The organism is Rhizobium sp. KNZ14-9A, assembly GCF_056755015.1.
This window is the reverse complement of the sequence record NZ_JBPGXB010000002.1, coordinates 4,099,109-4,115,641: the sequence shown is the minus strand read 5'-3', so window position 1 is coordinate 4,115,641 and position 16,533 is coordinate 4,099,109. Positions and strand designations below refer to the sequence as shown.

The window sequence follows — 16,533 nt, the reverse complement described above, 5'->3', positions numbered from 1 at the left end:
GATGAGGTCCGTTGCATAGAGGCCGCGGCACACCCGCAAAGCCCGGTATCGCGGCACTTTTAGCGAGATTAGCGCGTGACGCAAGGGCAAGGAGGATAGCAACCGGTCCGATAGGGCGTGATAAGGTTTGACAGCACGGAACCGGAGCCCATATTCGGCATCGTCCGAACAATGCTCTGAGGAGAGGCCCGTCCCGTGACGAATATTCAAGCCATTTTCAAGAAATCCAATGTTGCCGTCATCACCGGCGGTGCTTCCGGCATCGGCCTTGCCGCCGCGAAATACTTTGCAAAGGTCGGTATGAGCGTCGTGATCGCCGACCTTGGCGGCGACAGGCTGGCGGATGCCCGCGCCGAACTCGAGGCAATTACCGGCCAGGAACATGTGATGGCCGTCGAGACCGATGTCTCTCAGAAGGAGCAGATCGAGGCCCTCGAACGCGCCGTCATCCAGCGCTTTGGCCGCGTGCATGTGCTGATGAACAATGCCGGCATCGGCCCGGAAACCTCGATCTTCAGCGCCCAGTCCAATTGGGACAATATCCTCGCCGTCAACCTTCTCGGCGTCATCAACGGCGTCAGAACCTTCGGCCCCGGCATGGTCGCCCATAACGAGCCGGGCCTCATCATCAACACCGGCTCCAAACAGGGCATCACCACGCCGCCCGGCAACCCCGCCTACAATATCTCCAAGGCCGGCGTGAAGGTCTTCACCGAGGCGCTCGAGCACGAGCTGCGCAACACCGAAGGTGCAGGCATTTCCGCGCACTTGCTGATCCCCGGCTTCGTCTTCACCGGCCTCACCAAAGGCGACCGCAGGGAAAAGCCTGCTGGCGCCTGGACGCCGGAACAGACTGTTGATTTCATGGTCGAAAGCCTTGAACGCGGTGATTTCTACATCCTCTGCCCTGATAACGATGTCGCGCGTCCTGTGGACGAGCGGCGCATGGCCTGGGCGATGGGCGATATTATCGAGAACCGCCCGCCGCTATCGCGCTGGCACAAGGACTACGCCGATAAGTTCAAGGCTTTCCTTGAGCAGAAGTAATCGGCACCATCAGAAGGTTTGATTGGTAATTTTCAGAAAGCCGGGTAAGAGATCGTCAGAACTTTCCGGCTTTCAGAGTAGACCATGGATTTCCTGCCGAGCTTTCCGACGCTTCTCGCCTTTGCCGCCGCCACACTGTTGCTTGCGGCGACACCAGGCCCCGACATGACTCTGTCGATCAGCCGTGCGCTTGCGCAGGGCAAGAAGGCAGCGCTTTTCGTGGTGCTCGGCACGAGCCTCGGCATCGTCGTGCACACGATGCTGGTTGCCTTCGGTATTTCGGCGCTGATTACCGCTTCCCCGACCGCCTTTCTGATCCTGAAGACCGGCGGTGCGGCCTATCTTTTCTGGCTGGCCGTGCAGGCGATCCGTTTTGGCTCGAAGCTGACGGTTGCCAAGGTCGACGGCCCGAAGGGCACGATCCTGTCGAACATTTCCTCGGGTTTCTGGGTTAACCTACTGAACCCGAAGGTCATCATCTTCTTCATGACCTTCCTGCCGCAGTTCGTCAGCGCCAACGATCCCGCCGTCACGCACAAGCTGCTCTTCCTCGGCTTCTGCTTTATCGTGATCGGCATGCCGGTCAACGCGGCCGTCGTCATGGCGGCCGACTGGCTGTCGAGCTGGCTGCAGAACAACAGGAAGGTGCTGCGCGGCATGGACTATACCTTCGCCGGCGTCTTCTCGGTCTTTGCCGCCAAGATCCTGCTTACACAGGCACGCTGATCAGCCTATCAGCAAGGCATCGTCATCGAGCGTTTGGCCACGCATCTTGCGGAACATGGCGATCAGGTCTTCAACCTGCAGGTTCTTCCTGTTGTCGCCGGCCACGTCGAGAACGATCTCGCCGCCATGCAGCATGATCGTGCGGTGGCCGTAATCCAGCGCCTGCCGCATGGAATGTGTCACCATCATCGTCGTCAGCTTGCGCTCCGAGACGATCTTCTGCGTGAGGTTCATCACGAACTCCGCCATGCCCGGATCGAGCGCTGCCGTATGTTCATCGAGCAGCAGCACTTCGGAGCCGGCAAGCGTCGCCATGACGAGCGACACGGCCTGCCTCTGGCCGCCCGAGAGAAGATCCATTCGGTCCTTCAGTCGGTTTTCCAGCCCGAGGTTCAGCTCGGCAATCCGCTCCCGGAAATAGTCGCGCCTGTTGCCGCCAAGCGCCGATGCAAGCCCGCGTTTTTCGCCGCGGCGGGCGGCCAGAGCCAGGTTTTCCTCGATTGACAGCGCACCGCAGCTTCCCGTCAGCGGATCCTGGAAGACACGTGCCACCAGACCGGCGCGTGCCGATGTGGACTTGCGCGTCACATCGGTCTTGCCGATCAGAACCGAGCCTTCGCTCGGAATAACATCGCCAGCAAGCACGCCGAGCAATGTCGATTTGCCGGCGCCGTTGGAGCCGATGACGGTCACGAAAGAGCCCTCCTCAATAGTGAGGCTGACACCGTTCAGCGCCTGTTTCTGCAGCGGCGTGCCACGCCCGAAAACAACCTTGATATCCTTGACACTGATCACGATGCGGCACCTCCGCGAAGGCGGGGAAGAATAAGCGCGACCGTCACGAGAACCGCGGTCACGAAATTGAGGTCGGAGGCCTGCAGGCCGATGACATCGCTCGACAGCGCAAGCTGGATGGCGATGCGGTAGATGATCGAGCCGAACACGCATCCGACAAGTGCAATCAGCAGTCCGCGCCGACCGAGCAGCGTCTCACCGATGATGACGGCAGCTAGGCCGACGACGATGGTGCCGACACCAGAAGTGACATCCGCAAAACCGTTGGTCTGCGCAAAGAGCGCGCCGCCAAGCGCCACCAGCGCATTGGAAATCGCCATGCCCAGATAGATCTGCCGGCTGGTATCGACGCCCTGGGCGCGGGCCATGCGGGCATTGGCGCCTGTCGCACGCATCGCAAGCCCGGCATCGCTTTCAAGGAAGCGCCAGACGACGATGACAGCAATGACAACCAGAACGCCAACGAAGAGCGGCCGCACGTAAAAATCCCTGAGCCCATGGCCGAAGAAGGGGCTGATCATCGTATCGGCATTGATGAGCGCGACATTCGGCTTTCCCATCACCCGCAGATTGACGGAAAAAAGCGCAATCATCGTCAGGATCGAGGCGAGAAGGTTGAGGATCTTGAAGCGCACATTGAGGAGTGCCGTCACCATGCCGGCAGCAGCCCCCGCTCCCATCGCGATCAACGCCGCAACCCACGCATTGACGCCGGCGATGATCAATACGGCTGTCACGGCTGCACCGAGCGGAAACGAGCCGTCCACCGTCAGGTCCGGAAAATCGAGGACTCGGAAAGCTAGATAGACGCCGAGAGCGACGAAAGAATAGACCAGGCCGAGCTCGACGGCCCCCCAGAATGCGATTTGGCTCAAGGCTTTCAGCCCCTTTTTGTTTCCGTTCCGCCCGTCGCGAAACCGGAGCCTTTTAGCGCATAACCCCTTAAATCGGAACCGATTTAAGGAAAGGATTATGCGCAGTTTTTGCACTGTTACAGCGTCCTTTGCGCGCCATCTGGCGCGCGGCGCTGTAATGCAACAGCCGCCCCGTGCAGACGGGAGCGGCTGATTGTCACTAAGACCTTGGAACGACGGTCGTTTATTCAATGACCTTGTCGGCGCGTGAAACGACGCTTTCCGGCAAAGTCACGCCCATCTTGGCTGCGGCAGCCTTGTTGATGACGAGGTCGCTGCCAGCTGCGGTCTTCACCGCGATGTCGCCCGGGTTTTCACCCTTCAGCACCCGCACGACGATCTCTCCCGTCTGCTTGCCGACATCATAGTAGTTGAAGCCAAGCGCTGCGATCGAGCCACGCGAAACGGAATCCGTATCAGCGGTAAAGAGCGGCAGCTTGCTTTCTTCCGCAACGGCAACCGCACCTTCGAGCGCCGAGATGATCGTGTTATCGGTCGGGATGTAGATGGCGTCGGCGCGACCGACGAGCGCACGCGCTGCGCCCTGCACTTCGGCGGACTTCGTTGCAGCCGATTCAACAATGGTGATGCCGGCCTTGTCGGCTTCGGCCTTCAGCGCGGCGAGCAGCGAGACGGAGTTCGCCTCGCCGGAATTGTAGAGGTAGCCGATCGTCTTCACGTTCGGCAGGATTTCCTTGATGAGCGCGATATGCTCGCCGACCGGCGACATGTCGGAAAGACCGGTCACGTTGCCACCTGGCTTGTCCATGTTTTTGACAAGCTGCGCGCCGAGCGGATCGGACACGGCGGTAAAGACGACGGGGATATCACGCGTTGAGGAAACGACGGCCTGGGCCGACGGCGTGGAGATCGGCACGATGACATTGGGTTCGTCACCCGCGAACTGGCGAGCGATCTGGGCTGCCGTTGCCGGATTACCCTGCGCGGATTCGAAGACGAACTTGAGGTTCTCGCCTTCCTTGTAGCCGGCAGCGGCCAGCGCATCGCGCACGCCGTTGCGGGCCGCATCGAGCGCCGGATGTTCGACGATCGCAGTTACGGCAACCGTGACATCATCGGCCTTCGCCGGCAGCGTCACGGCCAAAGTTGCGGCAAAAGCCAGTAGAATTGAACGCATGGGTGTCCTCCAGGATGATTTTGAGGGCACTTTTAGGAAAAGCGCCCCCTTTAATCAATCGCGGAGAATTGTAATGAGGATCAAACTTGCTGATCAGTCGTCGGCGCCGTGGTTGGCGATCATCATCGCTTCGAAGGCAAGGCGCTCGGTTTTGCGCATGCGCTCGGATTCTGACTTGAGCTGGCCGCAGGCGGCGAGAATGTCGCGGCCACGCGGCGTGCGGATCGGCGAAGCGTAGCCGGCCGAATTGATGAAATCGGCAAACTTCTCGATCTGCGACCATTCGGAACACTGGTAGTTCGTGCCCGGCCAGGGATTGAAAGGGATGAGATTGATCTTTGCCGGCACGCCCTTCAGAAGCTGGATGAGCCCCTTGGCGTCTTCCAGGCTGTCATTGACGTCCTTCAGCATCACATATTCAAACGTGATGCGCCGTGCATTCGAAAGCCCCGGATAGCTCCGGCAGGCGTCGATCAGTTCCTTCAGCGGATACTTCTTGTTGATCGGCACGAGGATATCGCGCAGGTCGTCGCGCACCGCATGCAGCGAGATCGCCAGCATGACGCCGATTTCATCGCCGGTTCGGAAGATCTCAGGCACGACGCCGGAGGTAGAAAGCGTTACGCGGCGCTTGGACAACGATAGGCCATCACCATCCGTAGCAATCAGCAAGGCCTGCTTCACGGCGTCGAAATTATAGAGCGGCTCGCCCATGCCCATCATCACGATGTTGCTGACCTTGCGGCCCTCGGCGGGCACGACGGCGCCGACCGGCACGTCGCGGTCCGGGAAGTCGCCCAGCCGGTCTCTGGCCAACAGAAGCTGGGAGAGGATTTCCTCGGCCGTCAGGTTGCGCACCAGCCGCTGCGTGCCGGTATGACAGAAGGAACAGGTCAGTGTGCAGCCGACCTGGCTGGAAATGCAGAGCGTGCCGCGCCCTTCCTCGGGAATGTAGACAGCCTCGATCTCGACCGGACGGCCGGCGCCGCGCGGCGGAAAGCGTAGCAGCCACTTGCGCGTACCGTCGTTGGAAATCTGTTCTTCGACGATTTCAGGCCGGGCAATGGTGAAATGCTGCTTCAGCATCTCGCGCATGTCCTTGGCGACATTCGTCATGTGGTCGAAGTCGGAGACGCCGCGCACATAGATCCAGTTCCAGAGCTGCGAAACGCGCATCTTGATCTGCTTGTCCGGCACGCCCGTTTCGCGCAGCACCGCACCCATTTCCTCGCGCGTCAGACCGATCAGCGAGGGCTTTGGCGAAAGCTCCGTGTCGAGAGGCGCCCGCGCAGCGGGCTTGGCAACGGTCATCGCATCCATAACGGACATAATCTTCTAATCCCGAACTCAACATGGCAACCATCCCGGAAAGCCGGAAGACTTACGGGGCCGTTGACGCATGATTGCAGAAATGAATGGGCGGAGCGGCGATAAGATCGCCATCCTTCCGCAGTTGCGCGCCGCTTTAGCATCATTTTTGCCCCACGTCACTATAGATGGAAACGTCACTATAGATGGAAACGACGAAGGCCGGCACAAGGCCGGCCTTCGAAACATTGCCTTCATCAATCAGCTTACTTGCAGCTTTCGATCTGCTTCAGTGCAGCCGAAATGCCCGACAGCGAATAGCTGTAGGAGGTGCCGGTGCCCTTGCGCGAAACCGCGTTGACAGTCATGGAATGACCCGTCTTCATGGCTGCGACGAGCGCCGGCTCCTGAGCGGCGTTCTCGACCCAGGCGGCCTTGTCCTTGGTAAACATCACGAAAGTCTTGTTGTCGATGACCACGTTGACCTTGGAGTTTTCCTGCAGCGAATAGCCCATCATCGCCTGCGGCTCGTAGGAGATGTTCTGGCCCGGGCGCTGCGACACGATGAAGAAATTGTCGCCGTGATCGACACTCGCCGGCTGCTTGGCGGTGGGCACCGAAAGCACGTAGCAGACGGTGGAAGCGCCCGATTTATAGGAATAAGCGCCCCATGCCTGGAACTGCTGGATGCGGGTCGGAGCCGCCTGCTGCGCTGCCGCCACTCCGGTCATAACAACTGTGAGGGCGAAAGCGGATACGATACTTTTTACGAACATGGAATTCCTGCCGGTTCTTGCGGTTCAAGGCCCGAAGCGATCATTGCGGGCGGCGCATAATCACGATCTGCTTTATTTTGACTTAATTCAGGTTACCAAATGGTCAACAATGGCTGCGAATTGTATCTGCCTGTTTCATTTTCGCCCGACTGTTAACTTGCGAACCGACAGCGGCCCGTGGGATTGCGCTCTGTCTTGATGGCCCAGCCCATCGGTTCGGGTGAATTTAAGACACAAAGATTCAGGCAAGAGTTTGACCTTTCTAAAATCCGTTGTAGGTCGTTAAGATAAGGAAATTCAGACCGAAATCTTGACTGCAGGGAGTTCGTGAGAGGGATGGATGCCGAGGAAAGACAGCGTTTCGCTGCCCTCGCAAAGGCCGTTGCCGATGAGCGCGACGAGTCCGCATTCTCCATACTCTTCGACTATTTCGCACCGCGCCTGAAATCATGGCTGATGCGCCAGAAAATGACACCAGGCGAGGCCGAGGAACTGGTGCAGGAAATCATGATCGTTCTCTGGCATAAGGCCGCGCTCTATGACCCGGCCCGATCCTCGCTTTCCACCTGGCTTTTTTGCATCGCCCGCAACCGGCGCATCGATCTGCAGCGCCGCGCTCAGGTTCGTGTTCTCGATGGCGAGGATCCGACGCTGCAGCCGCCGGCGGAATTGCGCGCCGACGAAATCGTCGCCAATGACGACCGCGATGCCCAGGTGCGCGATGCCGTCAGTCAGTTGCCCGAGGAGCAGCGGGCGCTGCTGCAGGCTGCCTTCTTCCTTGGCCAGTCGCATACCGAAATCGCAGATGCGACCGGCCTGCCGCTCGGCACGGTGAAATCACGCATCAGGCTCGCCTTCGGCAAGCTCAGAAACCTGCTGGAGCGGGAAGAGGTCTAAAGCATGTCGCGCAAAAGTGTGCAGCGGTTTTGCGATAACGACATGCGTAAAAACAAAGACCTAAAGCGCGGCGAGCGGATCTGAAAGATAGGGACGCGCTTTAGATCGTCTTCATGCCCTCTTCGGAACGGTCTGCCAGAACGCGATCGGCCGCCTCGTAGTGGCTAGGCCGGATATTGCCCCTCACCATGGCAAAGGCAGCCGACAGGACGGCGACATCGTCCGAAAAGCCGATAACGGCGAAGATATCGGGGATGATATCGACCGGCATGACGAAATAGGCAAGGGCTGCCAGAAGAACGCCGCGCACTCTGGTGGGCGTCTGCGGATCGAGCGCGCAATAAAAACCGGCAGCCACATCGCGGGAGAATGGAATCTGCCGCACGGCGCGGCGAAAGGTCGGCCAGAATTTCTGCCGCACCGTCTTTTCACGACGGTTCTGCGTATCCTCGTCGCCCGGTAACAGAATTTCCCCGTATTTGACGTCGTCCATCCCGATATCCCCTGTGGTCGCTCCGAAAATATGGTGACGGCGCAAGCCGTTTCAATCGGCCGATTCAATCAAGCCCGCCGCGCCGCCGCCTTCTCCATGGCCTTTGCGAGCTTGAAATCCAGCTCCGTCAACCCGCCAGCATCATGCGTGTTGAGCTTCACCTCGACGCGGGAATAGACGTTGAACCATTCCGGATGATGGTTGAGTTTTTCGGCCGCAAGCGCCGATTCCGTCATGAAACCGAAAGCTTCCACGAAATTCGCGAATTTGAATGTCTTCGAAATCGAACCTGCCACATCATCGAGCGTCCAACCCGTGAGTTCGCCAAGCAACTGGTTGATTGCCGGCCTTTCCAGCTTTTCCATTTTCATGCCATGTTCCTTTCATCCTTCCGTCGGATCCTCAGATGAAACGTATCAGCATCCTCTTTGTTTGCATGGGCAATATCTGCCGCTCTCCGCTTGCCGAGGGGATATTTTGCCATGTCGCGGGTGAGGCGGGCCTTGGCGATGCTTTCCGCATCGGTTCCGCCGGTCTCGGCGGCTGGCATCAGGGAGAACTTCCCGACCGACGCTCGATCATCACCGCAAGCGCGCATGGCATCGACATCACCGGGCAGCGCGCCCGGAAGATATTACCTGAGGATTTTGACGATTTCGATCTGATCCTCGCCATGGACCGCTCGAATGTCGCGGAACTGAGCCGGCGCTCATCGTACGCAGACAACATCCATCTCTTCGGCGATTTCGCGCTCGGCACCGGGGAAGATATTCCCGATCCCTATTATGGCGACCGGGAAGACTTCGAGTTCGTTTACGCCAGGCTCTTCAGCGGCTGCAGCACGCTGGTAGAGAGGCTCGGCACCAGCCTTGGCTCGTGGAGCGGGAAGACCTCTTCAGTCAGGTAAGGTCCGCCGCCGACCGATTCGCGCGACGACAGAAGCACGAAGCGCGGCACGGTGAAGGTCGAGGTCTGGAAGTTGCCGCGGCCGGCGAGGTAATGGACGACATCGTCGACGCGCGAATATTTGAGGCGGGCAAGCGTGACATGCGGCGTGAACTTGCGCGGGTCCGGCGGCAGGCCGATGCGCTGGCAGATCCGCTCGATCTCGCCCTGCAAGGCGTACATTTCAGGCGAAGGAGAAACTCCCGCCCAGATCGAATGCGGTTTCTTGGAGCCGAAGGAGCCAATGCCTTCAAGCCGGAGCTGGAATTCCGGCCGGTCGATGCGATCGAGACGCTCGACGATTTCGTCTGCCGTGCGTCCATCGACATCGCCGATGAAGCGAAGTGTGATGTGGTAATTCTCCACATCGATCCATCGTGCTCCGGGAAGACCACCGCGCAACAATGACAGGCTCATCGCCGCATTGCGCGGAATTTCGAGGGCGGTAAAAAGTCTCGGCATAACGAGCACTCCCCGAATCTTTTGCAGGTGCTCACACGGAATCACGCATTACAAACCTGTGCAAGCCCCTATTTCTTCACAGAAGAAATCGTCTCGATGAATTTTGTGACAGCCGGCTCCATCTTATCCACCATCACATCCACGCCCTTGGCATTGGGATGCATGCCATCGTCGAGCTTCAGACCGGCATGCAGGACCACACCGTCGAGAAAAAATGGATAAAGCTCAACCCCATGTTTTTCCGCAAGTTTCTGGTAGATCGGGTTGAAGCGTTCGGCATAGTCCGCACCCATGTTCGGCGGCGCCATCATGCCGGCAAGGAATACAGCAATGCCGCGCTCTTTTAACCGGCTTATCATCTGGTCGAGATTCTTTTCGCTCTGCTCCGGCGGGATGCCGCGAAGCGCATCATTGGCGCCGAGTTCGAGAATCACCCCGTCGGTTCCGTCAGGAATGGACCAGTCGATTCGCGCAAGCCCGCCCGTGGTGGTGTCGCCCGAGACGCCGGCATTGGTGATCGAAACGTCGATCCCTCCGGCCTTCAGTGCAGCCTGCAGCTTCTCGGGAAAGCCGTCGCCTGGCGGCAACTGGTAACCCGCCATCAGGCTGTCGCCAAACCCGACCAGATTGATCGTGCGCGCTTCGGCAACTGTCGAGAAAATCAGCGAGAAGACGATGACAGCGAAGTGAAGGGCGGCAACTTTAAATCTCATAATGCTTTCCCTAGATTGGCTAGGTGCCGTTATGCGGCCATTCGGTTACGGAACTATATAGGGCGATTTCTGTTGGCCAAAACCATCATCGATCTGAAACACGCCGATTTGACGCTCGGTAATGCCGCTGCCTCGGTCCATGTGCTGAAAGGCATTGACCTGGAGATCAGCGCGGGCGAATCCGTCGGCATCGTCGGCCCTTCGGGCTCCGGCAAGTCCACGCTGTTGATGGTGCTTGCAGGCCTGGAAAAGCTCGACAGCGGCGAGATCAACATCAATGACACGCCCCTGCATGCGCTGAGTGAGGATCAGGTCGCCGATTTCCGCGGCCGCAACATCGGCATCGTCTTCCAGTCCTTCCATCTGATCGCCAACATGACGGCGCTGGAAAATGTCGCAGTGCCGCTTGAGCTCGCCAATGTTCCCAACCCCTTCGAGATCGCCGAACGCGAGCTGAATTCCGTCGGTCTTGGTGAACGCCTGAGCCATTATCCCGGCCAGCTCTCGGGTGGCGAGCAGCAGCGTGTGGCGATCGCCCGTGCGCTCGCCCCCTCGCCTGCCCTGTTGATAGCTGACGAGCCGACCGGCAATCTCGACACCGATACCGGCCGGCAAATCGCCGACCTCCTATTTTCCAAACAGGCCGAGCGCGGCATGACCCTGCTGCTGGTGACCCACGATATCGGCCTTGCCAATCGCTGCTCGCGCCAGATCCGCGTCCGCTCCGGGCGCATCGAGGGCGATAGCGCCGTCCGTCAGTCCGAGGCGGCGATTGCATGACGATCGTCACTCCGCGCATCTCGCTCGCCTTCCGTCTGGCCCTTCGCGAGCTGCGCGGCGGCTTGAGGGGTTTCTACATCTTCCTCGCCTGTATCGCGCTCGGCACCGCCGCGATCGCTGCCGTCAACTCTGTCTCACAGTCGATCACCGATACGATCGCCTCGCAGGGGCAGGAACTCTTGGCCGGTGACGTCCGCTTCGAGCTTAACAACCGCGAGGCAACGCCAGAGGAAATGAATTTCCTGCGTGGCCTTGGCGAAGTCTCCGTTTCCACCGGCCTGCGCTCCATGGCTCGCAAGCCGGATGGATCCGATCAAGCGCTGGTCGAGGTCAAGGCCGTCGACGATGCCTATCCGCTCTACGGCACCTTTGAAGCGGAGCCGAACTACCCGCTCGCCTCCCTGCTATCAGGCGAAGGCGGCACCTATGGCGCTGTCGTAGCTCCACTGCTGCTGGAGCGACTGGGATTGCAGATCGGCGACGAACTTCTGCTCGGCAACGTCAAGCTCAGCATCACGGGCACGGTCAAGACCGAGCCGGATGCGCTCTCGGAAGGCTTCGGCTTCGCCCCCCGCATGCTCGTCAGCCGAAACGCACTTCAGGCATCCGGCCTGATCCAGACCGGCAGCCTTGTGGAACATGCCTACAAGATCAAGCTGGAAGACCGCAGCACGATGAGCGGTATCCAAGCCCGCGCCACCACCGAATTCCCTTCGGCCGGTTGGTCCGTCCGCACCAGCGATCGCGCCGCCCCATCGCTGACGGAAAACATAACCCGATTCTCGCAATTCCTCACGCTGGTCGGCCTGACCGCTCTGATCGTCGGCGGCGTCGGCGTCGCCAATGCCGTGCGCGCCTTCCTTGATGCCAAACGTACGACGATCGCGACCTTCAAATGCCTGGGCGCCCCGGCAGCCGTCGTGGTCTGGATCTATCTCTTCCAGATCGCCATCATCGCGGCAGTCGGCATCCTGATCGGTCTTGTGCTCGGCGCCTTGTCCCCGATGCTGGCTGCACAGTTCCTCGCCCAGTTCCTGCCGGTCTCTACCGATCCAACCCTCTATCCCGGCGCTCTAGTGCTTGCGGCCCTCTTCGGCATGCTGACGATGCTTGCCTTTGCCATCCTGCCGCTCGGCCATGCGCGCGAAGTGCCGGCAACCGCACTCTTCCGCGAGCAGGGTTTTGAGGCACGCCACCTGCCCTCCTGGCCCTATGTGTTACTCGCCGCGCTCTTCATGGCTGCGCTCGCAGGCCTTGCCATCTTTACCGCCTATGACCGCTTCATCGCCGTGATCTTCGTCGGCGCCATCATCTTCGCCTTCGTCATCCTGCGCCTCGTCGCAGCCTTGATCGCCTGGCTGGCGCGCAGAAGCCCGCGCGTCAACTCGCCGGCGCTGCGGCTGGCGATCGGCAATATTCATCGCCCCGGAGCACTGACACCCTCCGTCGTCCTCTCGCTCGGTCTCGGCCTTGCGTTGCTGGTCACCCTCACACTAATCGACGGCAACCTGCGCCAGCAGCTAACCGGCCGCATGAACGAGGGTGCGCCGAACTTCTTCTTCGTCGATATCCAGAGCGCCGAGGTCGATGCCTTCCGCAACCTGATCCACACCCAGTCACCGAATGGCAAGCTGGTGGAAGTGCCGATGCTCCGCGGCCGCATCATCGCCTTCAATGGCCAGGATGTGACCAAGATGAATGTGCCGGCAGCGGGCCGCTGGGTGCTGAATGGCGACCGCGGCATTACCTACGAGGAAAGCCCACCGGAGAATTCCGTCCTTACCGAAGGCCAGTGGTGGGGCAAGGACTATAGCGGCGAGCCGCTCGTCTCCTTCTCGAGCGAGGAGGCGCATGAACTGGGCCTCAAGATCGGCGATACCGTCACCGTCAACGTTCTCGGCCGCAACATCACTGCCAAAATTGCCAATCTGCGGCGGGTCGAATGGGAATCGCTGTCGATCAATTTCGTCATGGTGTTCTCGCCGAACACCTTTCGTGGCGCTCCGCATGCATGGCTGGCGACACTGACGGATCCCGCATCGACCGAGACTGAAGACGCCGCGATCCTGAAATCGGTGACCAACGCCTATCCGACGATCACGAGCGTGCGCGTCAAGGACGCGATCGATATCGTCAATCAGCTGGTCGGCGAGCTTGCGACTGCGATCCGCGCCGCAGCTTCCGTTGCACTGATCGCCTCCGTTCTCGTGCTGGCAGGCGCACTTGCCGCCGGAAATCGGGCGCGCACGCATGATGCGGTGGTGCTGAAGACACTTGGTGCGACGAGAACCATGCTGATCCGCGCCTTCAGCTATGAATATCTCATCCTCGGTGTTGCCACCGCCATTTTCGCGCTTTTTGCCGGCAGTGTGGCTGCCTGGTTCATCGTCAGCCGCATCATGCGCCTGCCCTCCAGCTTCATGCCGGATGTCGCAGGTCTCACCCTTGTCACAGCCCTAGTATTGACCGTCGGTATCGGCTTGATCGGCACCTGGCGCATCCTCGGACAGAAGGCAGCACCAGTTTTGCGCGAGCTGTAATGGGTGAAGGCCCCAAATCCCTTCACCTTACGGCGATTTAACCGAACGGCAGATTGCAAAGGCCTTGTTTGAATTGGACGAAAGCCTCATATTGTCAGCAGGCATGCTGGAAGCTCCGCAGCGGCGCCCGGGTCGTAAACCCGACACCGTATTTCCATCGGAGCTTGTAAGAGGAAACTATGGCTGATCTCCGTAACTATCAAAGCCGCGCACAAGCCGGCGAAGTGATTGATCAAGGCCTCCGCGCTTATATGCTCAAGGTCTACAACCTGATGGCGCTGGGTCTGGCGATCACTGGTGTGGCCGCCTATCTGTCATTCCAGTTCGCTTTCGCCAATGGCGAGCTAACTGCATTCGGTCAGGCGATTTATGCAAGCCCGCTTCGGTGGGTTGTGATCCTTGCACCGCTTGCTGCCGTGTTCTTCCTGAGCTTCCGTATTAACCAGATGAGCGTGGCTGCAGCGCAGACCACTTTCTGGGTCTATTCCGCACTGGTTGGATTGTCGCTCTCGTCAATCTTCATAATCTATACGGGCCAGAGCATCGTACAGACCTTCTTCGTGACGGCCGCCTCCTTCGGTGCGCTGTCGCTTTACGGCTACACGACCAAGCGCAACCTGTCGGCAATGGGTTCGTTCCTGATCATGGGCCTCTTCGGCCTGATCATCGCTTCGATCGTCAACATCTTCCTGGCTTCGTCCGCCGTGCAGTTCGCGATCTCCGCGATCGGCGTGCTGATCTTTGCAGGCCTCACCGCCTACGACACGCAGCGCATCAAGGAAATGTATTTCGAAGCAGATGGTTATGACGTCGCCGGCCGCAAGGCCATCATGGGCGCGCTGACGCTCTACCTCGACTTCATCAACCTCTTCATGTTCCTGCTACAGTTCATGGGCAACCGTAAGTAAGCAGGCCGGACTGAAAAACGAAAAGGCGGCTTCGGCCGCCTTTTTTGTTGCGGGCAGTTCGCTGGAGTGCTTCAACGTGAGCCTTCGTTCAACAGTGCCGATCGATCCGAAATGCTCCCTCTCCTACGCGACACCCTTCCTTCCGATCTTCCTGCCATTACTGAAATCTACCGCGAGTCCGTGCTGAACGGCATCTCGAGTTATGAAATCGTGCCGCCAACCGAAGCGGAAATGACGGCTCGCTACTCCGCCATTCGCGAGCAGGGCTATCCCTACATCGCCGCGACAGCCGAGGACGGAAGCCTGCTCGGCTATGCCTATGCCTCGGCATTCCGCACCCGTCCTGCCTATCGCTGGCTGGTCGAGGATTCGATTTATCTGGGCACGGCGGCGCGCGGCAAGGGTATTGGCAAACTACTCCTTGGAGAGTTGATTTCGCGCTGCACCGTCTCTGGCTTCCGCCAGATGACCGCCGTCATCGGCGGTGCAAGCCCGGCTTCTATCTCGCTTCACCGTTCACTGGGTTTTGAAGAGATCGGTCTGATGAAGGGTGCCGGTTACAAGCACGGCCGCTGGCTGGATACGATGCTGATGCAGCGCAGACTGGGCGAAGGAACGGAAACCCATCCCGATCCTGAGGCCTATCCGGGCACGCTGTTCAAGGGGTGATATCGCTTACTTGTCGACGAGCTTCAGCGATTTGTCGAAAACCTTCAGGACTGGCCCAAGCTCGTGGCCGCGCTTCAGGATCATGCCGTTGGTGTTCACGACCGAAAAGGCGCCCTGCTTGGCAGCAAGCTTCGGATTCTTCTCGATGCGGAAGAGCGGCATTTCGCCCGAACGCTTGAAGACGGAGAACACCGCCTTCTCCCCCGTGTGGTCGATGGCATAGTCTTTCCACTCGCCTTCGCCCACCATTCGACCGTAGATCCACAGAATCTGGTCGAGCTCCCGCCGGTGAAATGTCACTGGCATCGGATCTTTATTTTGTCTGTATTCCTTGAGATCAACGACGGTTGAAGAGCTATTGTCGACGGAGCGGCTTTCGCCGTGTCGCAAATCCGGCGTATCTGTCATCAGACTCCCAAGACCTCCACGTGTGACAGGAGAGTGACAGTTTGCCCGAGCCGCGGCAAATTGCAAGGGACCGACTGTCACACTGGGGACGAAACCTGCTTTCTCCGGTGTGCCGCATTTCAGTCAAAACAGCGCCTCATTTCCAAGAGAACTATAGGCTCCAGTTTGGCGCCAGCGCGCCAAAGGGCCCGGCGGAGCGTATCGACCTTAACCCCAGCCCCGAATACGCTTGGCCGGGCCGCCTGACATTCATCCGCAAGCGGATGAAATCCTTAGATGTTTTTCCCTGCCATGACGACTGTTGCGCCGAGGATCGCTCCCGGATCGCCGTTGTCCGTCACGGACTGCAAGAGAATCGCTGATCCTTCGAGATCGGGTTTTTCCATCACGCTGGCCGGCAGAGTCAGCGTCGTCGCCTTGCCATCCCACATGCCGACGGTCTCCACATCGGTCACGCTGTGGAGGTAGGAGATCTTCTGGCCGCTGTTTTCGCCCTTCTCGACGTCGATCGTTTTTTCCTTGTCGAAATAGACGATCACCACATTGGCCTTGCCCTGGCCGGCGCCGAGCTTGATCTCTAATTGGTCGCCGCTCATGCGAGCACTGACGGGCACGGTCAGGCCTTTGCCCTCGTTGGCATAGCCATTTATCTTGCCGTTGATGCCGGCAAGATCGGCGCCTGCGAGATGGTCACGGCCATTGACGATCGCCTGCGGCGTATAGACGTTGCTGCGGCCCATCATCCGGGCATAGCCGTATTGCCGCTCGGTATTTTCCTTCGAGCTCAGCGTGTCGGCCCAGCCGAGATAATTCCAGTAATCGACGTGATAGGCGAGGGCGATGACATTGCCCTGGCTGACGAGCTTGCGGAATGCGGCATCGGCCGGCGGACAGGAGGCGCAGCCCTGCGCCGTGAACAGCTCAACGACGCCTTTCGGCGCGCCATCTTCGGCTAGGAGCGGACTTGCAAAAGCAAGCCCGGCGATCAGCGGGATCATAAAACGCGGGGACATT

General features: G+C 59.4%; 19 protein-coding genes. 8 read left to right on the top strand and 11 right to left on the bottom strand.

Features of this window, described 5'->3' with window-relative positions; translation table 11 throughout:
* Positions 1–195 precede the first annotated feature (195 nt).
* Both ACR9ZQ_RS27135 and ACR9ZQ_RS27130 read left to right on the top strand, forming a co-directional pair.
* Positions 196–1,047 carry an SDR family NAD(P)-dependent oxidoreductase gene (locus ACR9ZQ_RS27135; protein ID WP_310385035.1) on the top strand — a complete coding sequence of 284 codons (852 nt, stop codon included), beginning with the start codon at positions 196–198 and terminating at the stop codon, positions 1,045–1,047.
* Between the two features lie 84 nt (positions 1,048–1,131).
* The gene (locus ACR9ZQ_RS27130) at positions 1,132–1,773 is read left to right on the top strand and encodes a LysE family translocator (protein WP_310385037.1); all 642 of its coding nucleotides are present in this window, start codon (positions 1,132–1,134) and stop codon (positions 1,771–1,773) included.
* Here the strand turns inward: ACR9ZQ_RS27130 and ACR9ZQ_RS27125 are convergent, their stop codons facing one another.
* The 5 genes from ACR9ZQ_RS27125 to ACR9ZQ_RS27105 all read right to left on the bottom strand — a co-directional run bounded on the left by ACR9ZQ_RS27125 (position 1,774) and on the right by ACR9ZQ_RS27105 (position 6,704).
* Complete coding sequence (locus tag ACR9ZQ_RS27125; RefSeq protein WP_310385039.1) at positions 1,774–2,568, bottom strand: ABC transporter ATP-binding protein; 795 nt, start codon at positions 2,566–2,568, stop codon at positions 1,774–1,776.
* Positions 2,565–3,443: an ABC transporter permease gene (locus ACR9ZQ_RS27120; RefSeq protein ID WP_310385041.1), complete on the bottom strand. Its 879-nt coding sequence runs from the start codon at positions 3,441–3,443 to the stop codon at positions 2,565–2,567. The genes ACR9ZQ_RS27125 and ACR9ZQ_RS27120 overlap by 4 nt, the downstream gene beginning before the upstream one ends.
* A 223-nt stretch (positions 3,444–3,666) precedes the next feature.
* Positions 3,667–4,620, bottom strand: coding sequence for an ABC transporter substrate-binding protein (locus ACR9ZQ_RS27115; protein ID WP_481429073.1), 954 nt, complete (start codon positions 4,618–4,620; stop codon positions 3,667–3,669).
* 93 nt (positions 4,621–4,713) lie between these two features.
* Positions 4,714–5,949, bottom strand: coding sequence for a dual-specificity RNA methyltransferase RlmN (gene rlmN / locus ACR9ZQ_RS27110; RefSeq protein WP_310385045.1), 1,236 nt, complete (start codon positions 5,947–5,949; stop codon positions 4,714–4,716).
* Positions 5,950–6,194: 245 nt separating this feature from the next.
* Positions 6,195–6,704, bottom strand: a complete 510-nt coding sequence (locus tag ACR9ZQ_RS27105; RefSeq protein WP_113319756.1) for an invasion associated locus B family protein — start codon at positions 6,702–6,704, stop codon at positions 6,195–6,197.
* Positions 6,705–7,040: 336 nt separating this feature from the next.
* Here ACR9ZQ_RS27105 and ACR9ZQ_RS27100 point away from each other — a divergent pair, with 336 nt between their 5' ends.
* Positions 7,041–7,601 carry a sigma-70 family RNA polymerase sigma factor gene (locus ACR9ZQ_RS27100; protein ID WP_310385048.1) on the top strand — a complete coding sequence of 187 codons (561 nt, stop codon included), beginning with the start codon at positions 7,041–7,043 and terminating at the stop codon, positions 7,599–7,601.
* Between the two features lie 100 nt (positions 7,602–7,701).
* Here the strand turns inward: ACR9ZQ_RS27100 and ACR9ZQ_RS27095 are convergent, their stop codons facing one another.
* Positions 7,702–8,094, bottom strand: a complete 393-nt coding sequence (locus ACR9ZQ_RS27095; RefSeq protein ID WP_481429072.1) for a YkvA family protein — start codon at positions 8,092–8,094, stop codon at positions 7,702–7,704.
* Positions 8,095–8,162: 68 nt separating this feature from the next.
* Positions 8,163–8,465, bottom strand: a complete 303-nt coding sequence (locus ACR9ZQ_RS27090; RefSeq protein ID WP_113319759.1) for a 4a-hydroxytetrahydrobiopterin dehydratase — start codon at positions 8,463–8,465, stop codon at positions 8,163–8,165.
* Between the two features lie 35 nt (positions 8,466–8,500).
* Here ACR9ZQ_RS27090 and ACR9ZQ_RS27085 point away from each other — a divergent pair, with 35 nt between their 5' ends.
* Entirely contained in the window at positions 8,501–9,001 is a 501-nt protein-coding gene (locus ACR9ZQ_RS27085) for a low molecular weight protein-tyrosine-phosphatase (RefSeq protein ID WP_310385052.1), read from the top strand.
* Here ACR9ZQ_RS27085 and thpR read toward each other — a convergent pair.
* Together thpR and ACR9ZQ_RS27075 are read right to left on the bottom strand one after the other, a co-directional pair.
* Entirely contained in the window at positions 8,908–9,501 is a 594-nt protein-coding gene (thpR, locus tag ACR9ZQ_RS27080) for an RNA 2',3'-cyclic phosphodiesterase (RefSeq protein ID WP_007814535.1), read from the bottom strand. The two genes, ACR9ZQ_RS27085 and thpR, sit on opposite strands and share 94 nt — an antisense overlap.
* A 68-nt stretch (positions 9,502–9,569) precedes the next feature.
* The gene (locus ACR9ZQ_RS27075) at positions 9,570–10,214 is read right to left on the bottom strand and encodes an arylesterase (RefSeq protein WP_310385055.1); all 645 of its coding nucleotides are present in this window, start codon (positions 10,212–10,214) and stop codon (positions 9,570–9,572) included.
* Between the two features lie 72 nt (positions 10,215–10,286).
* On the opposite strand from ACR9ZQ_RS27075, the gene ACR9ZQ_RS27070 reads away from it, so the two are divergent.
* The 4 genes from ACR9ZQ_RS27070 to ACR9ZQ_RS27055 all read left to right on the top strand — a co-directional run bounded on the left by ACR9ZQ_RS27070 (position 10,287) and on the right by ACR9ZQ_RS27055 (position 15,111).
* Positions 10,287–10,994: an ABC transporter ATP-binding protein gene (locus tag ACR9ZQ_RS27070; RefSeq protein ID WP_037101799.1), complete on the top strand. Its 708-nt coding sequence runs from the start codon at positions 10,287–10,289 to the stop codon at positions 10,992–10,994.
* Entirely contained in the window at positions 10,991–13,534 is a 2,544-nt protein-coding gene (locus ACR9ZQ_RS27065; RefSeq protein WP_310385058.1) for an ABC transporter permease, read from the top strand. The genes ACR9ZQ_RS27070 and ACR9ZQ_RS27065 overlap by 4 nt, the downstream gene beginning before the upstream one ends.
* Positions 13,535–13,713: 179 nt before the next feature.
* Positions 13,714–14,442 (top strand): Bax inhibitor-1/YccA family protein, encoded by a 729-nt coding sequence (locus ACR9ZQ_RS27060; protein ID WP_007814543.1) that lies wholly within the window; start codon positions 13,714–13,716, stop codon positions 14,440–14,442.
* Positions 14,443–14,553: 111 nt separating this feature from the next.
* Complete coding sequence (locus ACR9ZQ_RS27055) at positions 14,554–15,111, top strand: GNAT family N-acetyltransferase (protein ID WP_310385061.1); 558 nt, start codon at positions 14,554–14,556, stop codon at positions 15,109–15,111.
* A gap of 6 nt (positions 15,112–15,117) precedes the next feature.
* Here the strand turns inward: ACR9ZQ_RS27055 and ACR9ZQ_RS27050 are convergent, their stop codons facing one another.
* Both ACR9ZQ_RS27050 and ACR9ZQ_RS27045 read right to left on the bottom strand, forming a co-directional pair.
* Positions 15,118–15,519 (bottom strand): DUF2794 domain-containing protein, encoded by a 402-nt coding sequence (locus ACR9ZQ_RS27050; protein ID WP_113319764.1) that lies wholly within the window; start codon positions 15,517–15,519, stop codon positions 15,118–15,120.
* Between the two features lie 272 nt (positions 15,520–15,791).
* Positions 15,792–16,532: a DUF1223 domain-containing protein gene (locus ACR9ZQ_RS27045; protein ID WP_113319765.1), complete on the bottom strand. Its 741-nt coding sequence runs from the start codon at positions 16,530–16,532 to the stop codon at positions 15,792–15,794.
* Between the last annotated feature and the right edge of the window lies 1 nt (position 16,533).

Excerpts from the sequence above, each read along its gene's own strand:
- ACR9ZQ_RS27130 (WP_310385037.1), top strand. The coding sequence starts at position 1,132 with ATGGATTTCCTGCCGAGCTTTCCGACGCTTCTCGCCTTTGCCGCCGCC.
- ACR9ZQ_RS27045 (WP_113319765.1), bottom strand. The coding sequence starts at position 16,532 with ATGTCCCCGCGTTTTATGATCCCGCTGATCGCCGGGCTTGCTTTTGCA.
- ACR9ZQ_RS27095 (WP_481429072.1), bottom strand. The coding sequence starts at position 8,094 with ATGGACGACGTCAAATACGGGGAAATTCTGTTACCGGGCGACGAGGAT.
- ACR9ZQ_RS27055 (WP_310385061.1), top strand. The coding sequence starts at position 14,554 with ATGCTCCCTCTCCTACGCGACACCCTTCCTTCCGATCTTCCTGCCATT.
- ACR9ZQ_RS27100 (WP_310385048.1), top strand. The coding sequence starts at position 7,041 with ATGGATGCCGAGGAAAGACAGCGTTTCGCTGCCCTCGCAAAGGCCGTT.
- ACR9ZQ_RS27060 (WP_007814543.1), top strand. The coding sequence starts at position 13,714 with ATGGCTGATCTCCGTAACTATCAAAGCCGCGCACAAGCCGGCGAAGTG.
- rlmN (WP_310385045.1), bottom strand. The coding sequence starts at position 5,949 with ATGTCCGTTATGGATGCGATGACCGTTGCCAAGCCCGCTGCGCGGGCG.
- ACR9ZQ_RS27105 (WP_113319756.1), bottom strand. The coding sequence starts at position 6,704 with ATGTTCGTAAAAAGTATCGTATCCGCTTTCGCCCTCACAGTTGTTATG.
- ACR9ZQ_RS27085 (WP_310385052.1), top strand. The coding sequence starts at position 8,501 with ATGAAACGTATCAGCATCCTCTTTGTTTGCATGGGCAATATCTGCCGC.
- ACR9ZQ_RS27090 (WP_113319759.1), bottom strand. The coding sequence starts at position 8,465 with ATGAAAATGGAAAAGCTGGAAAGGCCGGCAATCAACCAGTTGCTTGGC.
- ACR9ZQ_RS27115 (WP_481429073.1), bottom strand. The coding sequence starts at position 4,620 with ATGCGTTCAATTCTACTGGCTTTTGCCGCAACTTTGGCCGTGACGCTG.
- thpR (WP_007814535.1), bottom strand. The coding sequence starts at position 9,501 with ATGCCGAGACTTTTTACCGCCCTCGAAATTCCGCGCAATGCGGCGATG.
- ACR9ZQ_RS27065 (WP_310385058.1), top strand. The coding sequence starts at position 10,991 with ATGACGATCGTCACTCCGCGCATCTCGCTCGCCTTCCGTCTGGCCCTT.
- ACR9ZQ_RS27050 (WP_113319764.1), bottom strand. The coding sequence starts at position 15,519 with ATGACAGATACGCCGGATTTGCGACACGGCGAAAGCCGCTCCGTCGAC.
- ACR9ZQ_RS27075 (WP_310385055.1), bottom strand. The coding sequence starts at position 10,214 with ATGAGATTTAAAGTTGCCGCCCTTCACTTCGCTGTCATCGTCTTCTCG.